The sequence below is a fragment of the Streptomyces sp. NPDC102270 genome (genome assembly GCF_044766405.1).
Classification (GTDB): Bacteria; Actinomycetota; Actinomycetes; order Streptomycetales; family Streptomycetaceae; genus Streptomyces.
Genome location: NZ_JBIWLX010000014.1, coordinates 206,403 through 229,673 on the forward strand (window position 1 = coordinate 206,403; position 23,271 = coordinate 229,673).

At 71.1% G+C, this 23,271-nt stretch carries 15 protein-coding genes; 9 read left to right on the forward strand and 6 right to left on the reverse strand.

Annotated features, from left to right (window positions below; translation table 11 throughout):
• Positions 1–19 precede the first annotated feature (19 nt).
• Positions 20–4,753 (reverse strand): DUF6531 domain-containing protein, encoded by a 4,734-nt coding sequence (locus tag ACIRP7_RS29390; RefSeq protein ID WP_403665318.1) that lies wholly within the window; start codon positions 4,751–4,753, stop codon positions 20–22.
• Between the two features lie 305 nt (positions 4,754–5,058).
• Positions 5,059–5,925 (reverse strand): hypothetical protein, encoded by an 867-nt coding sequence (locus ACIRP7_RS29395; protein ID WP_403665320.1) that lies wholly within the window; start codon positions 5,923–5,925, stop codon positions 5,059–5,061.
• Between the two features lie 167 nt (positions 5,926–6,092).
• Here ACIRP7_RS29395 and ACIRP7_RS29400 point away from each other — a divergent pair, with 167 nt between their 5' ends.
• From ACIRP7_RS29400 to ACIRP7_RS29430, 7 genes are all read left to right on the forward strand, one after another.
• A complete protein-coding gene (locus ACIRP7_RS29400) occupies positions 6,093–7,082 on the forward strand; it encodes a hypothetical protein (protein WP_403665322.1) in 990 nt (329 codons plus the stop codon).
• 166 nt (positions 7,083–7,248) lie between these two features.
• Positions 7,249–9,057: a methylmalonyl-CoA mutase family protein gene (locus tag ACIRP7_RS29405; RefSeq protein WP_403665324.1), complete on the forward strand. Its 1,809-nt coding sequence runs from the start codon at positions 7,249–7,251 to the stop codon at positions 9,055–9,057.
• Positions 9,057–11,249 (forward strand): methylmalonyl-CoA mutase, encoded by a 2,193-nt coding sequence (gene scpA / locus ACIRP7_RS29410; RefSeq protein WP_403665326.1) that lies wholly within the window; start codon positions 9,057–9,059, stop codon positions 11,247–11,249. The genes ACIRP7_RS29405 and scpA overlap by 1 nt, the downstream gene beginning before the upstream one ends.
• Complete coding sequence (meaB, locus tag ACIRP7_RS29415) at positions 11,246–12,232, forward strand: methylmalonyl Co-A mutase-associated GTPase MeaB (RefSeq protein WP_403665328.1); 987 nt, start codon at positions 11,246–11,248, stop codon at positions 12,230–12,232. Before scpA ends, meaB begins: the two co-directional genes overlap by 4 nt.
• 160 nt (positions 12,233–12,392) lie before the next feature.
• Positions 12,393–13,541: an ABC transporter substrate-binding protein gene (locus ACIRP7_RS29420; RefSeq protein WP_403665330.1), complete on the forward strand. Its 1,149-nt coding sequence runs from the start codon at positions 12,393–12,395 to the stop codon at positions 13,539–13,541.
• 87 nt (positions 13,542–13,628) lie between these two features.
• Entirely contained in the window at positions 13,629–14,849 is a 1,221-nt protein-coding gene (locus ACIRP7_RS29425) for a sensor histidine kinase (RefSeq protein WP_403665332.1), read from the forward strand.
• Positions 14,846–15,502 carry a response regulator gene (locus ACIRP7_RS29430; protein WP_403665334.1) on the forward strand — a complete coding sequence of 219 codons (657 nt, stop codon included), beginning with the start codon at positions 14,846–14,848 and terminating at the stop codon, positions 15,500–15,502. The genes ACIRP7_RS29425 and ACIRP7_RS29430 overlap by 4 nt, the downstream gene beginning before the upstream one ends.
• Positions 15,503–16,082: 580 nt before the next feature.
• Here ACIRP7_RS29430 and ACIRP7_RS29435 read toward each other — a convergent pair.
• Positions 16,083–16,820 (reverse strand): ANTAR domain-containing protein, encoded by a 738-nt coding sequence (locus ACIRP7_RS29435; protein WP_403665336.1) that lies wholly within the window; start codon positions 16,818–16,820, stop codon positions 16,083–16,085.
• A 130-nt stretch (positions 16,821–16,950) separates the two neighbouring features.
• On the opposite strand from ACIRP7_RS29435, the gene ACIRP7_RS29440 reads away from it, so the two are divergent.
• Both ACIRP7_RS29440 and ACIRP7_RS29445 read left to right on the forward strand, forming a co-directional pair.
• Positions 16,951–17,295, forward strand: a complete 345-nt coding sequence (locus tag ACIRP7_RS29440; RefSeq protein WP_352381656.1) for a helix-turn-helix domain-containing protein — start codon at positions 16,951–16,953, stop codon at positions 17,293–17,295.
• A 278-nt stretch (positions 17,296–17,573) separates the two neighbouring features.
• Entirely contained in the window at positions 17,574–19,220 is a 1,647-nt protein-coding gene (locus ACIRP7_RS29445) for a purine-cytosine permease family protein (RefSeq protein ID WP_403665338.1), read from the forward strand.
• A gap of 92 nt (positions 19,221–19,312) precedes the next feature.
• Here the strand turns inward: ACIRP7_RS29445 and rox are convergent, their stop codons facing one another.
• From rox to ACIRP7_RS29460, 3 genes are all read right to left on the reverse strand, one after another.
• Positions 19,313–20,737, reverse strand: a complete 1,425-nt coding sequence (gene rox, locus ACIRP7_RS29450; RefSeq protein WP_403665340.1) for a rifampin monooxygenase — start codon at positions 20,735–20,737, stop codon at positions 19,313–19,315.
• Between the two features lie 128 nt (positions 20,738–20,865).
• On the reverse strand, positions 20,866–21,885 hold the full coding sequence (locus ACIRP7_RS29455; protein ID WP_403665342.1) for a hemolysin family protein: 1,020 nt from the start codon (positions 21,883–21,885) through the stop codon (positions 20,866–20,868).
• Complete coding sequence (locus tag ACIRP7_RS29460; protein ID WP_403665343.1) at positions 21,882–23,219, reverse strand: hemolysin family protein; 1,338 nt, start codon at positions 23,217–23,219, stop codon at positions 21,882–21,884. The genes ACIRP7_RS29455 and ACIRP7_RS29460 overlap by 4 nt, the downstream gene beginning before the upstream one ends.
• Positions 23,220–23,271: the final 52 nt, after the last annotated feature.

Sequence of the window (23,271 nt, forward strand, 5' to 3'; positions counted from 1 at the left end):
TGTCTGCTGCCGGAGCGGGTCAGGAGCAGGAGTAGTTGGGTCCGGTGTCCTGCCGGTACGTCGCCGTCATCCGTCCGCCTCCCGCAGAGTTCTGGCTGCGGGTCATGGGCACCAGGTTATTCGTGTCGTTGTAGTAGTCGTTGCGGGTGCCGCGGTCGGTGTTGTATCCGGTCTGGTTCCAGTGCTGGACGACCGGGTGCACGTGCTCGTAGGTCAGCTGGTCGCTGGGGACCGGGTTGCCGTTGGAGTCGAACCAGTTCAGCTGGTCCCGGGGGATGCGCTGACCCGCGCTGGGGTGCCCGGTCGGGTAGACGGGGACGCCGCCCTGCATCTGGCCCTCCACGGTCCACTGCGAGGCCATGGCGTCGTGGGTGGACTGCCGGTAACTGCTGGGGTACTCGGTGTCGCGATTGTGCTGGATGATCGGCGCGTTGGGATCACGCATCCACTGGCCGTTCGGGCCGTGGATGGCGGGCATGAGGCCGAGCGGGTCGGCGATCGTGAACGGGTTGTCGACGTAGGCGTAGTCGTTGGGGGCCGCGGCCAGACCGAGGGGGTCGTGGCTGAGGTAGCGGGCGGTTTCCGGGTCGTAGTGCCGGAAGTAGTTGTAGTGCCAGCCGGTCTCCTCGTCGGCGTACTGGCCGGGAAAGCGCAGCGGGCAGTCGGTGGCGCCGGTGGCCGGGCTGTCCGTGGCAGCGGGCAGGGGCAGCCCCCACACGGTCGTGCGGCCGCGCCAGGCGATGGTGCCGTCCGGGGTGACGAGTTCGGTGGGCGCGCCGGACAGGTCGGTGACGACGGCGTGGAAGCGGGGCTCGGCTGCGGGGTGTCGGTCGAGCTGGGTGAGCGGGCGGTGGGTGCCGGAGTGGTAGTCCCAGGTGGTCGTACTTCCGGCCAGGGTGGTCTGTTCGGACAGCCGGGTGCCGTCCCAGGCGAAAAGGGTCTCCTCTGCCACCCGCCCGTCCGTGTCGAGCCGCCGCTTGGCGGTACGTCGGCCTGCTGCGTCGTACTCGTAGACCCAGCGGGCGCCGTCGGCGGTCGTGGTGCCGGTCAGCCGGTCTTCGCTGTTCCAGGTGTAGGTGTGGGTCTTGGTCTGGCCGTTGAGGAGGCGGGTGTGGCGGCGGACCAGGCGCCCGTTGCCGTCGTACTCGCAGGTTGTACGGCCGAAGCGGCGCAGCCGATTGCCGTCGTACTCACGGGTGGTGGCGTCCGGGTCGGTGCCGGGTCGGGCGGCGCGGGTGAGGTTGCCGGCGGGGTCGTAGGCGTACGACTCGCTCCAGCCGGTGCCGTGGACGGCGGTGACCCGCCCGGCGGGGGTGAGGTCGAAGCGGCGGCTGCCGCCGGTCAGGTCCCGGATCTCGGTCAGGAATCCGTCCGGGCGGTAGCTGTAGCGCCGGTGCTCCAGCAGCTGCTCGCCGTGGGACAGCTGCTGGGCGCCGAGGCGGCCGTTGGTGTCCCAGTCGTGGGTGAGGCTGAGGCCTGGCCCCAGGCCCCGCAGGATCTCGCGGCCGGTGGCGTCGAAGGTGAAGTCGATCCGGTGGCCCTCGGTGTCCAGGGCGGTGGGTCGGCCCGTGGCGTCATAGCTCCAGGTGGAGACGGTGCCCGACGGGGTGCGGCGCTCGATGCGGCGGCCCAGGAGGTCGTACGCCCAGGTGGTGGTGCGGCCGTTGATGGTCTCGGACAGCTTGCGGCCCAGCAGGTCGTAGGTGTGCTCCACGGTGGTGGTGGCGTTGGTCGAGCGCAGCAGGGTGCCGGAGAGGTCGTAGGCGAAGGTGCTGACGCCGTCGGCGCGGTGCTCCTCAACCGGGCGGCCCAGGACGTCCCGCACGTAGGTCGTCGTCTCGCCGGCGCCGTTGGTGCGGGCGGCGAGCGCGCCGGTCGGGTCGGGGCGGTAGGTGAGGGTACGGCCCGCGAAGTCACGCTCGCGGACCAGGCGTCCGGCTGCGTCGTACGTGTACTCCCAGACGCGGCCGTCCGGGGCCGCGACACCGATGAGGCGCAGTTCGCTGTCGTGGTGGAAGGTGTGACGGACGCCGTCGGGGGTGGTGCGGGAGGCGGGGAGGTGGAAGTGGGTGAAGGTGAAGCGGGAGGTGTTCCCGGCCCGGTCGGTGGCGGCGACGAGGTTGCCCTCACCGTCCCATTCCCACATCTCCAGGGCACCGTCGGCCAGTTCGCGCCAGGCGGGCCGGCCCTCCGTCGTCCAGCCGAACCTCTCGGTGCGGCCGTCGGCGTCGGTGAAGGTGCGCACGCGGCCGAAGGCGTCCCGCTCGACGGTGGTGGTGTGGCCGAGGGAATCGGTGAGCACCACGGGCAGGCCGGCCGCGTCGGCCTCGATCCGGCGGGTGTGGCCCAGGGCGTCCGTGATCGCGGTCGGCCTGCCCTGCTCGTCGTAGCTGTAGTGGGTGACGGCACCGGCCGGGTCGGTGGCCGAGAGCCGGTTGCCCCGCTCGTCGTAGGTGTACCGCCAGGTGGCGCCGTCCTCCTCGGTGATCTCGACCGGCAGGCCGAGGTCGTTGTGGAGCGCGCGCATGACGTGTCCGTCGGGGCGGACGACGGCGGTGGTGTTCCCGGCGTGGTCGTACTCGTAGCGAGTGGTACGGCCCAGGGCATCAGTGACGGCGGCAAGGCGCTCGGGGCCGTCCCACAGGCGGTGGACGGTGTTGCCCTCGGCGTCGGTCCAGCCGGTCAGCTGCCGGTGCTCGTCGTAGCGGTAGACGGTGGTGTGGCCGAGGGAATCGGTGTACCGGGTGGTGCGGCCGAGCAGGTCGTAGTCCAGGGTGCAGGAGAGGAAGCCGTCGGCGCCGGTGCCGCGGATGCAGCGGTCCGAACTGTCGTACTCCCAGCGGTACCAGCCGCCATTGCGGTCGGTGCGCTCGACGATGCGGCCGTTGCCGTCGTAGGTGAAGCGGGCGGCGTGGCCCAGGGCGTCGACGACTTCGACGAGGTCGCCGTGCACGTCGTACCCGTACCGGCGCAGTGCCGTGCCCTCGGGGCCGCCGTCCTCGGTGTCGAGCAGCCGCAGCGCGGTGATCCGGTTGTCGTCGGTGTCGACGGCGATCCGGTAGCCGCCGCTGTGCCAGACCTCGACGGGGGTGCCGGACTCGGTGCGGTCTATCTCCAGGCGGTGGCCGTTGCGGTCGGAGACCCCTGACAGCGGCAGGGTCATCCGGTGGGCGGCCGGGGTGCCGGGGGCGGGCGCCGGGATGGGAGCGAAGTGGAAGGTGTGACCGGTGGCCGGGTCCGTGATGTGGATCTCTCCACCCGGTGTGCCGTCCCAGGTCAACGGCCACCGGGGGCCGTGGGCCGGCAGGACCGGCTCGTCGGGGCGCGGAACCGGGTAGACCAGCAGCATGCCGTCGGCGGCGGCCAGGACGAGCCCGTCGCCATCGGCCTCCAGCCGCTGATCGAGCGTGGAGGCCCAGGAACGGCCGAACCACTGACCGCACCGGTACGACGACACGTGCGTGCGCTCGACGACCAGGGGCAGCAGACCGGGCAGACTCACGTCGGTCTCGGTGAGGATCATCTCACCGGATATCAAGTCGATCGGGTCGCCGCCCTTGCAGCGACCGTTGGCCGGCTGTGCGGTCCCCAGCCCGTCACCGCCCGCCCCGTCCCGCAGCGGGCTCGACGAGTCGCCGCTGCGCCGGCCCGGTCCCGTCCCGGTGGAGGCCAGTGACGTGCCCGGGCCGGACTTGGGGGACCCCGCGCTGCCGTCGCCGCCCTTGCGCAGGCCGTCGAAGTGGTCGGCGAGACCGCGGTCGTTGTCCTGATGGTTGCGGGCCATCTGCTTCAGGCCGCGCGTCATGCTGTCGTCGAGGTGCTTGGCGGACTTCTTGACGGCCTCCTCGATGCCGTCGATCACCTTGTCCAGCACGGCGTTCGCCGTATCGGCGATCGCGTCCTTGCCCTTCGTACGCCCGTAGTGGCCCTTGGCCCTGCTGATCCTGCCCCCGGCACGGTTACGGAAGACGCCCCCCGCGCTGGTCAGGCTGGTGGAAGCCCGCTCGTACTCATCGGGGTCGAAGGTGAACGAACCACTACCCGCCCCTCCGCCACCGCCACTGCCTCCGCCGGCGCTGGCCAGTTTCAGCTGCCCCTTGGTGGCGTCGGCCCCGTCGCCGAGACCGGTCTTGCCCGCCCGCGCGGTCTGGCTCAGGTCGACACCGTTCTGCACTCCCAGGGCGTTGCCGCCCAGTTGGACCACCAGGTCCCCGACCATGGCACCCAGCGCCTGTTCCACCGGGGCCAGCGCCAAGCCGACCACCTGTTCGGCGGCCTGCTCGGCGGCCTCCTTGAACAGGCGCTTCAGTATCAGCCGGGTTGCCTGGGTAGCCCCGAGTGCGCCCAACTCCGACAGCCCCAACGTCAGGGGCGCCGCTGCTTGGGCCGCGGCGACCTCCGCCGCGAGAATGCCCAGTTGGACCACGGCCGCGGCCTTGGCGCCCTCGATGACCACCGCCACCCCGTCCAGCGCGGTCGCCGCCAGCCGGCCGCACTCGGCCAGGTTCTCCAGATGCTTGCCGCGGATCTTCCCCCAATGGGCATCGAGCGCCTCCGCGGCCAACGAGCCGCCGGAAGAGGCGACCAGCGCCTGGATGCCCTGATGGGCGGTCGCTGTGCCGTCCTTGATGTCGTCAGCGAACTCCCGCATGGCATCTGCCATCTGCCGGTAGTCGTCCTCGTCCACATTCGGCCAGGACACGCCGATCAGGTCCAGCAGCTCATCCGCCCATCCAGGCAGCACTACTCCCATGCCTGTGACTCCCCCGTCAACTCACCATCAGCAACGGCCACTTGCTTGCCATGAGACACAAGCAGGATAAACGTTTCGAATTCGAATGTGTCTGCTGGCGACGTGATGGATGTGGAGCGGTCTCAGCTTGGACTCCGTGCAGCAAGCACAGCGAAAACCGTGATCCCGCGACAGACCGGCACCGGAATCCGCCACGCCGAGATCCTCTTACCAGGCCAACCTGGGCACGCTGGTGCGGCGGGAGTTTGCAGCGGTGGTCACCCTCGCAGGTGGCTGCCGGGGAGGCGCGATGGAACGTCGTCGTCTTACCTGCTCGGCGGGGAGGTCGTCGGGGTGGACTGGACGGCGTAGCTGTCGACGAGGGAGAAGGCCGCCACGTAGCGGTGCGCCGTGTAGGCGGACCGGCTCACCGCGAAGGTCGACAGAGGGTGCCATGCGAGGTAGATGGTTCCGTCAGCCGCGGACTTGTCCAGGGTGCCGTTCATTTGGATGTCGCCGGTGTCCGCTCTGGGCGTGCACGGAAGCTCCGCCACGGACACGCGCAGCCGGACGCCGAGCCCGCCGTGCGCAAGCTCCTGCTGCGTGGCTGGGCCGTACGTCGTGGACAGGCAAATCGGCTGCGAACCCGGGGGCTCGGTGCTTCCCCGCTGCGACACGGCCGGGGACGGGTCACCGCCAGCCTGGCTCATCCATGTCGCCATCCCGGTCAGCGTGTGCGGCAACTGACCCGAGCCCACCCACTTCTGCTCGGCCAGCACGGCGTCGAGTTGGTGGAGGCGCGTGCTGATGTCCCCGTCAAACGCGAGGTAGCGGACGCTACTGCGCACGCAGTTGATCGGTGCCCAGCGCGCGGCCCCCATGAACGGGTTCTGGTCCTCGGTCTGGCAGGAGTCCGCCACCGATGTGCCGAGCGGAATGGCCCACGACAACGCCGACGTCAGGTTCGTCAGGCTCGCGGAACTCCTCCGCGCCGCGTCCACGCCGGCGGTCCGGGTGGCAGCGGAGTGTGTGAAGGCGCCGACATCGGGCGGCGTGCGATCCAAAGTACGGTGGATCTGCCACAGCATGCAGAGCGCCAGTAAGCACACCACGCCCACCGCGACCAGCACGGCGATCACGCAGCCGCGTGCCCGCGGCCCCGCCCGGCCGCGTCCCTCCATTGGATGATCCATGTCTGCATGGTCGCGGCCCGGCACCGAATTTGGGACAACGGACCAGTCTCCTTATGGTCTCGCCGACCGGTACGGCCCGAGAATGCGGCGATCCTGTTCGCACCGACGCTGGTCGGGACGATCTACGGCATGAACTTCGACCACAGGTTCTCAGAAGGGGGTCATCAATGACCGTGGAGTCGATAGCGGTAGCGGCCGCGCCGGAAGCGCTGGCATGGCAAGGCGACGAGCTGGTCTCCGGATGCGGTCGGCGCTGGAGCCGCGACGGGGTGGAGCGCAAGCGGAAGGTGGCCTTCGAATGGAGCTTTCCGTTCGATGCCGGGATCACCTCGGTCTCAGGGCCGTACTCCGCGGTGTTCCAGGAACGCGGCACCGAGGGAGTGCTGCTCGAACGAGAACAGTTCGTGCGGGAGCTGATCCGCAGCGACTACCAGGCCGAGAACTACGACTATCCGCTCGCCCTCGGCGCACTGGGTGACGGCCGCGAGGCCGTGGTGCACTGCCCCGACGAGTACAACGTGCTCGAGATCGAGGACGCGGCGAGCGGCGAGCGGCTGACCGCCGGCGGGCGTGAGCCGAGGGACGTCTTCCACTCCCGGTTGAGCCTGAGCCCGGACGGCCGGTACCTGCTCTCGGTCGGATGGGTCTGGCATCCCTTCGGAACCGCCATGGTCTACGACACGGCGCTCGCGCTCACCGACCCCGGCACTCTGGACGGCGAGGGTCTGCTGCCGGCAGCGGCGGTCATGAAGGGCGAGGTGACGGCGGGCTGCTGGCTCGACGCCGATCGGCTGGTGCTGGCGACGGGGGCCGAAGGGGGGAGCGACGCAGAGGGGACCGCACTTCCGGCTCGCCACCTCGGTGTGTGGTCGGTGTCCGAGGGACGGTGGCTCCACCGCAACCCGGTCGCCGATGCCGAGCCGGGTGTCCTGCTCCTGCCCCGTGGCGATCACGTGATCTCCCTTCTCGGCCACCCACGCCTGCTCGACACGGCCACCGGGCGCCTCGTCGCGGAATGGCCCGAGGTCGGCGTATCCGTCAAGACCACATGCTTCGGCATCACCCACATCCCCACTCCCGTGGCCGCCCTCCACCCCGACGGCACCCGGCTGGCCGTCGCGCAGACAGAGAGCATCGCCCTCATCACGCTCCCGTGATCCAGCTCTGCTCTCGCAGCCACCGTGCCCGGCGCCTACGCAGGTCCCGCCGGTCCGGTGGCGACCGCTCCGCAGGCCCGGGAGACCGGGGTCACAGTCTCGTTGCGGGCAAGGTCACAGCCGTGCCCCCTGCTGCTCCTTTGGGGGTCTGGCCTAGCATCCGAGCATGACGGTCCTGCCTGACGACGGGCTCTCGCTGGCCGCCGAGTTCCCTGACGCGAACCTTGATCAGTGGCACAGCCTGGTGGCGGGTGTCCTGCGCAAGTCGGGCAAGGAAGTCTCCGGCGCGGCAGCGGAGGACGCCCTGTCCACCGCGCTCGAGGACGGGCTGCGCACCCGCCCCCTCTACACGGCGCACGACACCGCGCCCGACCCCGGCTTTCCCGGCTTCGCGCCCTTCGTGCGCGGCGCCCGCCCCGAGGGGAACACCACCGGCGGCTGGGACGTACGGCAGCGGCACGCGGTCGCCGACAACAGCGCGGTCCTCACGGACCTGGAGAACGGTGTCACCTCGCTGTGGCTGGTCGCGGGCGAGGGCGGTATCCCGGTCGCGTCGCTCGGTGCGGTCCTCGACGGCGTCCACCTCGACCTGGCCCCCGTCGTCCTCGATGCGGGCGGACAGTTCCAGGCCGCCGCAGAGGAGTTGCTGCGGCTCCACGACGAGCGCGGCATCGACCACAAGGCCGTGCGCGGCAACCTCGGTGCCGACCCGCTGGGCCACGAGGCCCGTACCGGCGAGGAGTTGGGCTTCGCCCAGGTCGTCCCGCTCGCGCGGCGGTGTGCCGAGGAGTACCCGGGGCTGCGGTCGCTGACCGTGGACGCGCTGCCGTACCACGAGGCCGGCGGTTCGGCGGCGCAGGAGCTGGGTGCCTCGATCGCCACCGGTGTCGCCTATCTGCGGGGGCTGACCGAGGCCGGGCTGAGTGTCGAACAGGCCTGCGGGCAGCTGGAGTTCCGGTACGCGGCGACGGCCGACCAGTTCCTGACGATCGCCAAGCTGCGGGCCGCGCGCCGGCTATGGGCGCGGGTCGCCGAGGTGTGCGGGGTGCCCGGCGCCGGTGCGCAGGCGCAGCACGCCGTGGTGTCGCCGGTGATGATGACCCGCCGCGACCCGTGGGTGAACATGCTGCGCGCGACGATCGCCACCCTGGCCGCCGGGGTCGGCGGCGCGGAGGCCGTCACCGTGCTGCCCTTCGACCACGCGCTCGGCCTGCCGGACGCGTTCGCCCGCCGCGTCGCGCGCAACACCTCGACGATCCTGGTCGAGGAGTCGCACCTGTCCCGGGTGATCGACCCGGCGGGCGGCTCCTGGTACGTGGAGCGGCTCACCGACGAACTCGCCGAGGCGGCCTGGCGGTTCTTCCGGACGATCGAACGCGACGGCGGCCAGGCGGCCGTCCTGCGCTCCGGCCGGATCCGCACCGACCTGGCCACGACGTGGGCGCAGCGCTCCAAGAAGCTCGCCACCCGCCGCGAACCCATCACCGGCGTCAGCGAGTTCCCGCACCTCGGCGAGAAGCCCGTGGAGCGTGCCCCCGCGCCCGAGCCGCGGGCCGGCGGCCTGCCCCGGGTGCGGCGCGACGAGGCGTACGAGGAACTGCGCGCCCGTTCCGACGCGCACCTCGCGGCGACCGGGTCCCGGCCCCGGGTCTTCCTGGCCGCGATCGGCCCCGCCGCCGCCCACACCGCGCGTCTGACCTTCGCCGCCAACCTCTTCCAGGCCGGCGGCGTCGAGCCCATCACCGAGGGCACCTTCGAGGAGAGCGGCGCCACCGAGGTCTGCCTGTGCTCCAGCGACGCGCTGTACGAGGAGCGGGCCGAGGACGTCGCAGGGACCCTGAAGGCTGAAGGCGCCCGGCACGTGTTCCTCGCCGGACGGCCCGGGCAGTACTCCGGCGTGGACTCCTACGTCTTCGCGGGCTGCGACGCCGTCGCCGTGCTCACCGCCACCCTCGACCGCATGGGAGTGTCCTGATGACCGCCCCCGCCGGCCCTTCCATCCCCGACTTCACCGGGATCGAGCTGGGGGCTCCGGCCCCGGGCGGCGGTGCCGACGAGTGGCGTACGGCCGTGAAGGGCGCCACGCAGGGCGCCGAGCCCCTCTGGGAGACACCGGAGGGCATTGAGGTCAAGCCGCTCTACACCGGCGCCGACCTGGAGGGCCTGGACTTCCTGGAGACGTACCCGGGTGTGGCGCCGTACCTGCGCGGCCCGTACCCGACGATGTACGTCAACCAGCCCTGGACGATCCGCCAGTACGCGGGCTTCTCCACCGCCGAGGAGTCCAACGCCTTCTACCGGCGCAACCTCGCGGCCGGCCAGAAGGGCCTGTCGGTCGCCTTCGACCTGCCCACGCACCGCGGTTACGACAGCGACCACCCGCGCGTGACCGGTGACGTCGGCATGGCGGGCGTGGCCATCGACTCGATCTACGACATGCGGCAGCTGTTCGACGGCATCCCGCTGGACAAGATGTCCGTGTCGATGACGATGAACGGTGCCGTGCTGCCGGTGCTGGCGCTGTACATCGTGGCGGCGGAGGAACAGGGCGTACCGCCCGAGAAGCTGGCCGGGACCATTCAGAACGACATCCTCAAGGAGTTCATGGTCCGCAACACCTACATCTATCCGCCGAAGCCGTCGATGCGGATCATCTCCGACATCTTCGCCTTCACCTCGCAGCGGATGCCCCGCTACAACTCGATCTCCATCTCCGGCTATCACATCCAGGAGGCCGGTGCCACGGCCGACCTGGAGCTCGCGTACACCCTCGCGGACGGTGTGGAGTACCTCCGGGCAGGTCGCGAAGTCGGCCTGGACGTGGACGCGTTCGCGCCCCGGCTGTCCTTCTTCTGGGCGATCGGCATGAACTTCTTCATGGAGATCGCCAAGCTGCGGGCGGCCCGCCTGCTGTGGGCCAAGCTGGTGCGGCAGTTCGACCCGCAGAACCCCAAGTCCCTTTCCCTGCGCACCCATTCGCAGACCTCGGGTTGGTCGCTGACGGCGCAGGACGTCTTCAACAACGTCACGCGTACGTGTGTGGAGGCGATGGCGGCGACGCAGGGCCACACGCAGTCGCTGCACACCAACGCCCTCGACGAGGCACTGGCGTTGCCCACCGACTTCTCGGCGCGCATCGCCCGCAACACCCAGCTGCTGATCCAGCAGGAGTCCGGCACCACCCGGGTCATCGACCCGTGGGGCGGCAGCGCGTACGTCGAGAGGCTGACGTACGACCTGGCCCGCAAGGCGTGGCAGCACATTCAGGAGGTCGAGGCGGCCGGTGGCATGGCCAAGGCGATCGACGCCGGTATTCCGAAGCTGCGTATCGAGGAGGCCGCGGCCCGCACCCAGGCCCGTATCGACTCCGGCCGCCAGCCTGTCATCGGCGTCAACAAGTACCGGGTCGAGACGGACGAGGCGATCGATGTCCTGAAGGTCGACAACTCCTCCGTACGGACCCAGCAGATCGAGAAGCTGCGGCGGCTGCGCGCCGAGCGCGACGAGACCGCCTGCCGGGACGCACTGGACGCGCTGACCCGGGCGGCCGACGGCGAGGGCAACCTGCTGGAGCTGGCCGTGCACGCGGCCCGCGCGAAGGCCACCGTCGGCGAGATCTCCGACGCCCTGGAGAAGGTGTACGGCCGGCACGCCAGCCAGATCCGTACGATCTCCGGCGTGTACCGCAACGAAGCAGGGGAGTCGCCGTCCGTGGACCGCACCCGTGCCCTGGTGGACGCCTTCGAGGAGGCCGAGGGCCGCCGGCCGCGCATCCTGGTCGCGAAGATGGGCCAGGACGGCCACGACCGCGGCCAGAAGGTGATCGCGACCGCCTTCGCCGACCTCGGCTTCGACGTGGACGTCGGCCCCCTGTTCCAGACCCCGGGCGAGGTGGCCCGCCAGGCCGTCGAGGCCGACGTGCACATCGTCGGCGTCTCGTCACTGGCGGCCGGTCACCTCACCCTCGTACCGGCGCTGCGCGAGCAGCTCGCCGAGGAGGGCCGGGAGGACATCATGATCGTGGTGGGCGGGGTGATCCCGCCGCAGGACGTGCCGACCCTGCTGGAGATGGGCGCGGCGGCCGTCTTCCCGCCGGGGACGGTGATTCCGGACGCTGCCCACGACCTGGTGGAGCGTCTGTCGGCCGACCTCGGGCACGGGCAGTGATCGATCTCGACGCGTATGTGAAGGGTGTCCTCGACGGCAAGCGGGCGATCGTGGCCCGTGCCATCACGCTCGTCGAGTCCACCCACCCCCGGCACCGCTCCCTGGCTCAGGAGTTGCTCACCGAGCTGCTCCCGCACAGCGGCCGGGCGCGGCGGATCGGGGTCAGCGGGGTGCCGGGCGTGGGGAAGTCGACGTTCATCGACGCGTTCGGCACCATGCTCACCTCGCTCGGGCACCGGGTGGCCGTGCTCGCCGTGGACCCGTCCTCCACCCGTACCGGCGGTTCGATCCTGGGTGACAAGACCCGGATGGAACGGCTGGCGGTCGACCCGGACGCCTTCGTACGGCCCTCCCCCAGCGCCGGCACGCTGGGCGGGGTGGCGAAGGCGACCCGGGAGTCGATGGTCGTGATGGAGGCCGCCGGCTACGACGTGATCCTGGTCGAGACCGTCGGCGTCGGGCAGTCGGAGACGGCCGTCGCCGACATGGTCGACTCCTTCCTGCTGCTGAGCCTGGCCCGCACCGGCGACCAGCTCCAGGGCATCAAGAAGGGTGTTCTGGAGCTGGCCGATGTGATCACGGTCAACAAGGCGGACGGCCCGCACGAGCGCGACGCCCGCGCGGCCGCACGTGAACTGGCGGGCGCCCTGCGGCTCATGCACGGCAAGGACGCCTTCTGGACTCCCCCGGTGCTCAGTTGCAGTGCCCGTGAGGGGACAGGACTGGATGTGGTCTGGGAGCGCCTGGAACAACACCGGACACTTCTCGACTCCACCGGGCGGCTCACCGCCAAACGGCGGGACCAGCAGGTCGGTTGGGCGTGGGCGATGGTCCGGGACGAGCTGCTCGGCCGGCTGCACGCCAGCCCGGCCGTCCAGTCCCTCGCCCCGGAACTCGAACAGCAGGTCAGGGAGGGCCGGTTGACGGCCACGCTGGCCGCCGAGCGGATCCTCGGGGCGTTCGGCGGCACCGGGAGCGACTGATCCTTTCCTCGTTCATCCTTTCGGTTGAACGGGAATTCCACCGTCGGCCGGACCGTCGATCCGTACGGACGACGCGCGGACGCACGAGGCCGCACCAGAATGGCTGTCGCCCATGGCGCCGGGCTCTGAACGTCACCCCCCTCAGAGAGGTCTCCGCAGCATGTCCAGCTTTCTCAGCAGACGACGTGTCCTCACCACGGGGGCCGGTGCCGCCCTCGGTCTCGGAGCGATCGGTGCCACCGCGACCTCCGCCTCGGCCTCCCCCGCCGCGGCCGCACGGCACGCGACCGGACCCGAGGAGACCCGCACACTCGACGAGCTCTACCGGGACGCCCTAAAGGAGGGCGGGAAGCTCGTCGTCTACTCAGGCGGCGACACCCCGACCCAGCAGGACGGCACCAAGGCGGCCTTCAAGGCCCGCTTCCCGGACATCGACCTGACGCTGATCGTCGACTACAGCAAGTACCACGACGTCCGCGTCGACAACCAGTTCGCGACGAACACCCTCGTCCCCGACGTCGTACAGCTGCAGACGCTGCAGGACTTCGTCCGCTGGAACCAGCAGGGGCGGCTGCTGCACTACAAACCCGCCGGGTTCTCGAAGCTGCACAAGTCGTTCAGGGACCCGCAGGGCGCCTGGGTCGCCGTCTCGGCGATCGCGTTCAGCTTCCTCTACGGCACCGCGGCCGTGGGCTCGGACGCCCCGCGCAGCCCGCTCGACCTGGTCGACCCGAAGTGGAAGGGAAAGATCGCCTCGTCGTTCCCGCACGACGACGACGCCGTCCTCTACCTCTACTCGCTGTACGTCCAGAAGTACGGCTGGGAGTGGGTGGCCAAACTCGCCGCGCAGGACGTGCGGTTCGCGCGGGGCAGCAACTCGCCGGGCGACGCCGTCTTCGGCGGGACCAAGGCGATCGGCATCGGCACCGCGGGCTCGGCGGTCCCCTCCTCGACGTCCCCCGCGAAGTTCGTGATCGCCGACGGGCATCCCTTCATGGGCTGGGGCCAGCGCGCGGCCGTCCTCAAGCAGGCGAAGAACTCGACGGCGGCGAAGCTGTACCTCAACTGGCAGCTGTCCACAGCGGTGCAGCAGAACTCCTTCAACGGCTGGTCGGTGCGCACCGACATCACGCCCCCGGCCGGCCTGAAGCCCATCTGGGAGTACCCGAACGCCCACGTGGACGGCTTCCCGAAGTTCATGGCCGACCGCGCCGAGGTGGAGCGCCTGAAGCAGACCTTCGCCCTGTACTTCGGCGAGGTGAAGGGCGAGCCCACGCCCGGCGTCCTGGGACTGCACCCCGGCGCCTGACCCCGCGGCGGCCCTTGACCCCGTTCCTACAGCCGGTGGATAGACTCGGACCCCCTGTCCCAGGATCTTTAGTTCAGGGGGTTCGCCGTGTACGACCACCGCGCCCTGAGGCACGTCCCGCACCTCGTGTTCTTCCTCGTGGTCGGCACCGCACTGGTCCGGCTCGTGGCCCTGGACATCGCGCTGTGCTGGGACATCGTGACCGTCAGCGCACTCCTCGCCACGACGTACGCGGCCGGGCTGGCGCTGTGGCACAGACTGGGGCCGCTCGCCCGGCACGTGTGGGCGGCGGCCTTGGTCGCGTGGTGGGCGGTGCTCGTGGCCCTCACCCCGCCCCTCCTGACCAACGCCTATGTCTGGTGTGCCGTACCCCTGGCCTGCGCGGCCCTGCGGGCGCTCGGACGCCGGGCGGCCGCGGCCCTGGTCGGTGTCATCACGCTCGTACTGGTCGGTCAGCTCACCCGGAGCGCGGGCGGCTTCGACCCGGAGGTGGTGCTGATCCCGGTGGCGGCCGTGTGGGGCACGGTGGCCCTGTACCGGGCGCAGCAGCGGGACGCCGCCGAACGGCAGCGCCTGGTGGACGAGCTGCGGGGCACGCGCGAGGTACTGGCGCGGGAGCAGCGGCGGGCCGGGATGCTCGGGGAACGCGAGCGCATCGCCCGGGACCTGCACGACACGCTCGCGCAGGAACTGTCCGGCAGCCTGATGCTGCTGCAGGCCGCCGAACGGGAGTGGGAGCACCGCCCGGACGCGGCCCGCACCCGGGTGCGCGCGGTCGCCGACGGTCTGGACGTGAGCCTCGCCGAGACCCGGCGGATGATCCGTGACCTCACCCCCTCCGTGGTCGTCGAGGAAGGCATCGAGGGCTCCCTGCGGCTGCTGTGCCTGCGCGCCCAGCAGGACGGCACGGCGGCGCGCGTACGGTTCCGTTCGACGGGCGAGCACCGGCCCAAGCTGGACGAACAGGCCGCCACCACCCTGTTCCGGGTGGCGCAGGGCCTGCTGGCCAACGTGCGGGAACATGCGCGGGCGACCAACCTGCTGGTGACGCTCCACCACAGTGCGGACCGTGTCGACCTGGACGTCTGCGACGACGGTGTCGGGTTCGACCTCGCCCGCGTCGCCGGCCGGCCCCCGTCGGACCGCGGGTTCGGCCTGCCGGCCGCCCGGGCGAGGCTTCGGGAGTACGGCGGTGATCTCGCCGTCGACGGCGCGCCGGGCCGGGGCACCCGGATCCGGGCCACCGTGCCCGCCCGGACGTCGTCCGGCACGCTCCTGGCCGAGAGTCCCGCGGCGGCCGTCCGGTGACCGCGTCCCCGCTGCGCCTGCTGATCGCCGACGACCACACCGTCGTACGGGCCGGGCTGCGCGCCCTGCTGGAGGGCGAGCCGGACATCGACGTGATCGCGGAGGCCCCGGACCCCGAGGAGGCCGTGCGCCTCGCCGTGGAACTGGCCCCCGACGTCGTCCTGATGGACCTGCGGTTCGAGGGCACGGCCCGCGGCAGCGGCATCCCGGACGGCGTCGAAGCGGTCCGCGCGCTCGCCGCCCGGGCTCCGGCCGTGCCCGTGGTGATGCTGACCAGCTACTCCGGACGCGCCGACGTGGTGCGTGCGCTGGAGGCGGGTGCGCGCGGTTACGTCCTGAAGGCCGGGCCGCCCGAGGAGCTCTTCCGGGCCGTGCGCAGCGCCGCGGTGGGCGGGATGGGCCTCGCCCCCGAGGTCGTCGGCGACCTGGTCGGCCAAGTGGTCAGCCCCGCACCGGAGTTGACGCGTCGGGAGCGGGAGGTCGTGCAGCTGATGGCCGACGGCCACAGCAACCGTGCCATCGCCGACTCCCTGTACCTCAGCGAGGCCACGGTCAAGACACACCTGGTGCGCGTCTACCGCAAGCTCGGCGTGGACAACAGGGCGGCGGCGGTCTCCGAGGCGGTCCGGCGGGGGCTGCTGGAGCTCACGTAGGCCGCTGAAGGCGGGGGCTGGCGGGGTTCACGCAGCCGCCGACCGCGGACCTGACAGACCGCCCCCGCTTCCCGCTGCCGCCCCGACGTCGGACGGTGTCGGCACGGTTCAGGCTGCCGGAGTTCACGTAGCCGCCGCGTCAGGCCAGCGTTCACGCAGCCGCCGGCGGCGGACCTGCCGACCCGGCCCCGCCCCCCGCAGCCGCCCCGACGTCGGACGGCGTCGGCACGTAGCCGCGTTCAGGCTGCCGGAGTTCACGTAGCCGCCGCGTCAGGCCAGCGTTCACGCAGCCGCCGGCGGCGGGCCTGCCGACCCGGCCCCGCCCCGACGTCGGGCTGTGTCGGCACGGTCAGGCTCCCAGAGTTCGCATAGGCGCCGACCGCGGACCTGACAGACTGGCCCGCCTCCCGCAGCCGACCCACCCTCGGACGGCGTCGGCACGGTGAGGCCGCCAGTTCACGCAGCCGCCGGCGGCGGACCTGCCGACCCGGCCCCGCCTCCCGCAGCCGCCCCGACGTCGGACGGTGTCGGCACGTAGCCGCGTTCAGGCGGCCGGAGTTCACGCGCGTCAGGCCAGCGTTCACGCAGCCGCCGGCGGCGGACCTGCCGACCCGGCCTCGCCTCCCGCAGCCGCCCCGACGTCGGACGGTGTCGGCACGGTCTCCCGTACCTTGGCGACGGCCGCCGCCATCTGCTGCTGCACCTGCTCCGGCACCGGGGCTCCATGGACGGCGCCCGTCAGCTCCTCGGCGAGATCGCGCATTTTGATGTTGGTGTTCTGGGAGGCGGCGACGAGCACCGTCCAGGCGTCCTCGGCGCTCAGCCCGAAGGAGGCCATGACGATCCCACGGGCCACGTCGATGGTCGGCCGGGTCCTCATCGCCCGGCGCAACTGGTCGACCTCCAGGCGCAGTTCCTGGTCCACGTCCACAGGCCGACTCCCGGCGCTCCCGGGGTTCTCGGTCGCGAACAGCTCACGCGCTCCGGTCAGGTCGAGCAGGCGTCCCACGGACGGGCTGTACGCCCTGACGGTGACGGTCTTGCCCTGGTCGAGGGCCTCCCGGCGCAGGTCCAGCAGGACGTTGAGGCCGGCGCAGTCGCAGAAGCGGACCTCGTCGAGATCCAGGTCCACCCCGGTGGCGGAGCGGTCGAGGACGGCGTAGAGCTCGGACCGGAGCTCCTGGGCTCCGACGTCGAACTCACCCCGGCAGGTGACGACCGTCCGTTCCCCGGCCGCCGCGGCCTCGATCGTGGCCAGACACGACGGGCGCGCGTCCAGCGTGGTGAGGCGCTGCGCCGAGTGCGCAGGTTCCGGCATGGCCCTCTCCCTCATGTCTCGGCTGCCTCTGTCCCTCAGAATCCCCTTCACCGACAACATACGTCAACCAATACATGAAACAAACTTCAGGTTTTTGAATGCGTGAATGACCGGTCGCTAGACTGCTGCCATGGATGGAGTGCCCGAGTCTCACACCGGATGGACGTTCGTCACCAACCATGCGCGGGTGCTGGCCGCGATCGCCGACAATCCCAGCACCCGGATCCGCGACATCGCCGCACACTGCCGGCTCACCGAACGCGCCGTCCAGAAGATCATTTCCGATCTGGAGCAGGACGGATACCTCTCGCACGTGCGGGAGGGGCGGTCCAACACCTACCGCATCGACCCGGGCAAGGTGCTGCGCCATCCTGCCGAGGCCGGCCTGACGGTGGCGGCACTGCTCTCCCTGCTCGTCCAGGACGAGGCGGGCCGCAGCCCGCTCTCCGAGAGCCGACCGCACACCCCGGCCTGAGCCCCGCGGCGAACCCGACCTGCCCCGGCCCGGCAGGTTCGTCGGTGCGAGCGCGACACCGATCAGCAGCGGTGAGATTCCGGAAACGTCAGGGTCATGACACCCCCAGCCCATCGGTAACAACCGCTTTCTAGCGTGGCGGCTCGTGGGAACCCGAGTCGTATACAGGGCCGAGAACCGCTCCACCCGGCTCTCGACTCCCCGGCCTGCCGACGACGCCACGCGGGTCTCCCACGCATCTCCCCACCGCCCGCAAGAGCAGCACTGGGAGGCGTGACATGAGCACCACAGCGTCACAGCCGGCAACGGCAGACCCGTCGAAATCCGCCGACCAGGCGGTCAAGGAGACCCTGGAGGACTACACCCTCCGCTTCGCGCCCCGCAGTTACCGCCGCTGGACCCCCATGGTCGTGGCCACCACGGCACTCGGCGGCATCGCCTACATGGCCGACTTCTCCATCGGCGCCGGTATCGGCCTCGCCCACGGCACCGGCAACGCGCTCGTGGCGATCGCGGTCGCCGCCGTCGTCATCTTCGTCACCGGCTTCCCCCTCGCCTACTACGGCGCCCGCTACAACATCGACCTCGACCTGATCACCCGCGGCTCCGGCTTCGGCTACTACGGTTCGGTCCTCACCAGCGTCATCTTCGCCAGCTTCACCTTCATCTTCTTCGCCCTCGAAGGCTCGATCATGGCCCAGGGCCTCAAGCTCGGCCTCGGACTGCCCCTGTGGCTGGGCTACCTGGTCTCCACGCTCATGGTCATCCCGCTGGTGATCTACGGCATGAGAGCGCTGAGCAAGCTCCAGGTGTGGACCACCCCGATCTGGCTGCTGCTGATGGTGGGCCCGCTGGTCTACCTCGTCTCCACCGATCCGGGCACCGTCGACCGCTTCCTCGCCTACGCGGGCACCGACGGCGACGGCGGGGTCAACACCGCGTCCGTGCTGCTCGGCGCGGGCGTGTGTCTCTCGCTCATCGCGCAGATCGGTGAGCAGATCGACTACCTGCGCTTCATGCCGCCCAAGACCGAGGCGAACAAGCGCACCTGGTGGACCGCGGTGGTCATGGCAGGCCCCGGCTGGGTGGTGCTCGGCGCGCTCAAGCAGGCCATCGGCGTCTTCCTCGCGGTGTACATCCTCGCCAAGGTCGGACCGGACGTGGCCCCCGAGCCGATCCAGCAGTTCAAGGGCGCCTTCGACGCGATGATGCCGTCCTGGCTGGTGCTCCCGCTGGCCGTGGCCCTCGTCGTGATCAGCCAGATCAAGATCAACGTGACGAACGCCTACTCCGGCTCGCTCGCCTGGACCAACTCCTTCACCCGGCTCACCAGGCACTACCCCGGCCGCATGGTCTTCGTCCTGGTCAACCTGGGCTCCGCGCTGGCCCTGATGGAGGCCGACATGTTCAGCTTCCTCAACGACATCCTGGGCTTCTACTCGAACTGTGCGATCGCCTGGGTCGTCACCGTGGCCACCGACATCGGTGTCAACAAGTACCTGCTCAAGCTCTCCCCGCTCCAGCCGGAGTTCCGCCGCGGCATGCTCTACGCCGTCAACCCGGTGGGCGTGGTGGCCTTCGTCGCCGCGTCCGGCCTGTCCATCGCCATGTACTTCCACGCCCTCGGCGACACCCTCCAGCCGTACTCCCCGGTCGCGGCCGCGGTGATCGCGTTCGTCCTCACCCCGCTGATGGCGGTCGTCACCAAGGGCAAGTACTACCTGCGCCGCACCGGCGACGGCATCGACGAGCCGATGCTGGACGCGGACGGCAACCCGAGCGCGGTCACCTACGACTGCCACGTCTGCCGGCAGCCCTACGAGCGCCCCGACCTGGCCGCCTGCGCCACGCACGACGCGGTGGTCTGCTCCCTGTGCCTGAGCACGGACAAGGCCGGCGACCACGTCCTGCCCGCCACCGTCTGACCCGACCCTCGACACGCTCACGGCGGTGCGGCGGAACCAGTGGGCGAGCCGACCGACCCGAGTCACGCTCACCGTTCCGCTCGACCGCCCGCTCAGGCCGCCGCGCCGAACCACCTGGGCAGCCGGTCCAGCAGCTCGTTCTGGTCCTCGCCGACCCACGCCACATGGCCGTCCGGCCGCAGCAGTACCGCGGGGACGTCCAGTTCCTCGGCGGTGTCGACGACGTGGTCGACCCGGTCCGCCCAGCCCGCCACCGAGAGGCGGCCGGTCCGGTCGAGCAGCAGTCCGCGGCCGCCGCGCATCAGCTCGTAGAGGCGGCCGCGTCCGAGTGTGAGGTCCCGCAGGCGTCGGCCGAGCAGCTCATGGCCCTCGCCGAAGTCGTAGCGGACACCGATCGCGGTGATCTTCTCGATGAGGTACCGGTTCACCTCGTCGAAGTCCATCAGCCGGCCCAGCAGCCGCCGCACCGCCTGCGGCCCGGGCTCGGTGGACAGCAGCTCCATCTGCGCGCGGGTGTTGTTCAGTACGTCGGCGGCCACCGGGTGCCGTTCGCTGTGGTAGCTGTCCAGCAGGTCCTCGGGTGCCCAGCCGGCCACCTCGGCGGCCAGCTTCCAGCCCAGGTTGAATGCGTCCTGGATACCGAGGTTGAGGCCCTGTCCGCCCACCGGCGGGTGGACGTGGGCCGCGTCGCCGGCCAGCAGCACCCGGCCGACCCGGTAGCGGTCGGCCTGCCGGGTGGCATCGCCGAAGCGGGACAGCCAGCGCGGTGAGTGCACGCCGAAGTCGGTCCCGGCGACCGCCCGGAGCCGTCGTTTGAACTCCTCGAGGGTCGGCGCCACCGTGCGGTCCCCGCTCACACCCTCGGCGGGCACGACGACGCGGTACAACCCGTTCCCGACAGCTCCGAGGCCGAACAGCTTCTGGGTGCGGCGGATCTCGGTCACCACGGCGGTGACCGTCTCCGGCTCCACGCCCACCTCCATCGCGCCGAGCAACGTCTCGGCCTTGGCGGGTGCGCCGGGGAAACCGACCCCGAGCAGCTTGCGCACGGTACTGCGGCCGCCGTCGCAGCCGATCAGATAGCGCGAGCGCAGCCGGGTGCCGTCGGCGAGTTCGGCGCTCACCCCGTGCTCGTCCTGGCTCAGTCCGACCAGCTCGCAGCCGCGCCGGATCTCGGTGCCGAGTCCGACGGCGTGCTCCGCCAGCAGGCGGTCGGTGACGGTCTGCGGGATGCCGAGGACGTAGGCGTGGGCGGTGTCCAGACCGTCCGGCCAGGGCTTGTCGATGGCGGCGAAGTAACCACCTGCCGTGAACTGCTTTCCGTGCGCGAGGAACCGCTCCAGCAGCCCCCGCTGGTCCAGCACCTCGATGCTGCGCACGTGCAGGCCGAGCGAGCGGACGATCTCGGTCGGCTCCGGGTCCTTCTCCAGCACGACCACCCGCACGCCGTGCAGTCGCAGTTCGGCGGCCAGCATAAGGCCGGTCGGGCCGCCGCCGACGACGATCACGTCGATCATCGGATCCCCCTCCGTGTCTCGGACGGAGATTGTGCGGCACGACGGGGATCTTGCCGCAAGGCCCCCTGTGAGCTATACGTTGAAGAGGGCAAGGAGAGCGGTGATCTCCTTGCCCTTGCTCATGGGCGTCACGTCCGGGACGGCTGCAGGTACCGCGCCAGCAGGTCGTCCAGCGTCACCATCCCCGTGAGCGTGCCCGCCGTGTCCCGTACGACCGCCAGGGAGGCCCGGTTGCGGCGCAGGAGGTCGATCGCGTCGGCGACCGTGGTGTCCTCCGTCAGCTCCGGGACCGGGCGGGCCAGGGTGCGGGCGGTACCGGCGCGGCCCTGGGCGCGGGCGACCAGGGCGTCGCGGGCGTGGAGCGAGCCGAGCACGAAGTCGCCCTCGCGGACCAGCATGCGGGTGCGGTCGTGGTCGGCGGCCGTGCGCAGGACGGCGTCCAGGTCGGCGGTGCCGGGCACCGAGGTGATCTCCGCGGCCGGGATGCGGAGCTCGCCGACCGGGGTCTCGGGCTCGGTGAGCGAACGGGTGAGCAGCTTGGAGTCGGCCTCGCTGATCAGTCCGAGGCGCTCCGACTCCTCGACGAGATGGGTGAGTTGCTCACGGTTGTGCACCGCGGCCAGCTCGTCGCGCGGGGTGACCCGGCACAGCCGTACCAACGCGTTGCTCATCCTGTTCAGCACCGAGATCAGCGGCCGGACCACCTTGACGACAGCCCAGAAGGGCGGCGCGAGCAGCATGGCGGAGCGCTCGGGGTGGGCGATGGCCCAGGACTTGGGGGCCATCTCGCCGAGCACCATGTGCAGGAACACCACGACGATCATGGCGACCACGAAGGCCACGCCGTAGCTGAGTCCGCCGGGCAGGCCCAGGTCATGCAGCAGCGGGCCGAGTTCGTGGGAGATCGCGGGCTTGGAGACCGAGCCGAGGCCCAGCGTGCAGACAGTGATGCCCAGTTGGGCGCCGGCCAGCATCAGCGACAGCTCACGCATCCCGGCCAGAGCCGCCTTCGCCCCGCGCCGCTCCTCGGCCGCGGCCTTCTCCATGCGGTGCCGCTTGGCGGCGACCAGAGCGAATTCGGCGGCCACGAAGAAGCCGCTGCCGATCAGCAGCAGGACGGTGACGAAGAGCGCCATCGGGAAACTCATGTCTGCTCCTGCGCCGGCTCGGAAAGCCTCTCGACGCGGACCCGCTCCGGTACGTGGCGGTCCAGCGTCCGTACGTCGATCAGCGCGCGGCCGGTGCCGATCAGCTCGACGGTGACCCGGTCCCCGATGGCCGGGAAGCGGCCGAGGCGGTCCACGACCAGCCCGGCGACGGTGTCGTAGTCCTCTGCCCCGGGCAGTTCGACGCCGGTGGCGTCGGCGATCTCGTCGAGACGCCGGCCCGCGTCGACCAGCCAGCCGTCCCCGTCGGGCACCGCGACTTCGGTGACGGTGTCGCTCTCGTCGGCGATGTCGCCGACGAGCTCTTCGGCGATGTCCTCGTAGGTGACGATGCCGGCGACTCCGCCGTGCTCGTCCAGGACGACCGCGAACTCGTCGCCCCGCTCCCGCATCTGCTCGACTGCCTGCGGCAGCGGGAGGGTGTCGGGCAGCAGGAGCGGGGTGCGGGCGAGGACGCGCGCGGTGGCCCGGGTCAGCTCCTGGGCCGGCAGTCGCGTCAACTCCCGTACGCCCAGGACCCCGGGGACGTCGTCCGGGTGGTCGCCGAGGACGGGGTAGGTGGAGTGGCCGTGTCGGGCGATCAGGTCGATCGCCTCGGCGGCGGTGGCGTCTCCCCGCACGAAGACGGTGTCGACGCGCGGCACCATCACCTCGTCGAGGGTGCGCTCGGAGAACTCCAGGGCGTGGTCGAGGAGTTCGGCGGTGTCCCGGGGCAGTTCGCCCTGTTCGTGGGACTCGCCGATGAGGTGGCCGAGCTCCTCCAGGGTGGCGCCGTGGTGGAGTTCCTCGACGGGTTCGATGCCGACCCTGCGGAGCAGGCGGTTGGCCGCCCCGTCGAAGACGTGCACCAGCGGGCCGACGACCTTGAGGTAGCCGAGCGTGGAGGGGGCGAGGGCCTTCGCGAGCCGCTCGGGGACGGCGATCGCGAGGTTCTTCGGGGCGAGTTCACCGAGGACCATCTGGACGACGGTGGCCAGGACGAAGGCCAGCACGACGGAGATCCCGCCGACTGCCCCCTCGGGGACGCCGAGGCCGGTCAGGGCGGGGCGGAGCAGCGCGGAGACGGACGGTTCGGCGATGAAGCCGACGACCAGACCGGTGACGGTGATGCCCAGCTGGGCACCGGAGAGCATGAAGGACAGCCGTTCCAGGACCGTCAGCGCGCGGGCGGCCCTCCGGTCCCCGGCCTCCGCCTCACGGGACAGGGCGAGCCGGTCCGCGGAGACGTACGCGAACTCCTGGGCGACGAAGTAGCCGGTGCCGGCGGTCAGCAGGAACACGGCCAGCAGGCCGAGGACGGCGCTCGTGGTACTCAACGGCGCGGCGATCGCGTCGGGCGGGAGTCCGTCGGGGTGGCGGACACGGGCT

What these genes read in the sequence shown, in the direction of transcription:
- ACIRP7_RS29390 (WP_403665318.1), bottom strand. Translation starts at nt 4,753, where the DNA reads ATGGGAGTAGTGCTGCCTGGATGGGCGGATGAGCTGCTGGACCTGATC.
- ACIRP7_RS29395 (WP_403665320.1), bottom strand. Translation starts at nt 5,925, where the DNA reads ATGGATCATCCAATGGAGGGACGCGGCCGGGCGGGGCCGCGGGCACGC.
- ACIRP7_RS29400 (WP_403665322.1), top strand. Translation starts at nt 6,093, where the DNA reads ATGACCGTGGAGTCGATAGCGGTAGCGGCCGCGCCGGAAGCGCTGGCA.
- ACIRP7_RS29405 (WP_403665324.1), top strand. Translation starts at nt 7,249, where the DNA reads ATGACGGTCCTGCCTGACGACGGGCTCTCGCTGGCCGCCGAGTTCCCT.
- scpA (WP_403665326.1), top strand. Translation starts at nt 9,057, where the DNA reads ATGACCGCCCCCGCCGGCCCTTCCATCCCCGACTTCACCGGGATCGAG.
- ACIRP7_RS29420 (WP_403665330.1), top strand. Translation starts at nt 12,393, where the DNA reads ATGTCCAGCTTTCTCAGCAGACGACGTGTCCTCACCACGGGGGCCGGT.
- ACIRP7_RS29435 (WP_403665336.1), bottom strand. Translation starts at nt 16,820, where the DNA reads ATGCCGGAACCTGCGCACTCGGCGCAGCGCCTCACCACGCTGGACGCG.
- ACIRP7_RS29440 (WP_352381656.1), top strand. Translation starts at nt 16,951, where the DNA reads ATGGATGGAGTGCCCGAGTCTCACACCGGATGGACGTTCGTCACCAAC.
- ACIRP7_RS29445 (WP_403665338.1), top strand. Translation starts at nt 17,574, where the DNA reads ATGAGCACCACAGCGTCACAGCCGGCAACGGCAGACCCGTCGAAATCC.
- rox (WP_403665340.1), bottom strand. Translation starts at nt 20,737, where the DNA reads ATGATCGACGTGATCGTCGTCGGCGGCGGCCCGACCGGCCTTATGCTG.
- ACIRP7_RS29455 (WP_403665342.1), bottom strand. Translation starts at nt 21,885, where the DNA reads ATGAGTTTCCCGATGGCGCTCTTCGTCACCGTCCTGCTGCTGATCGGC.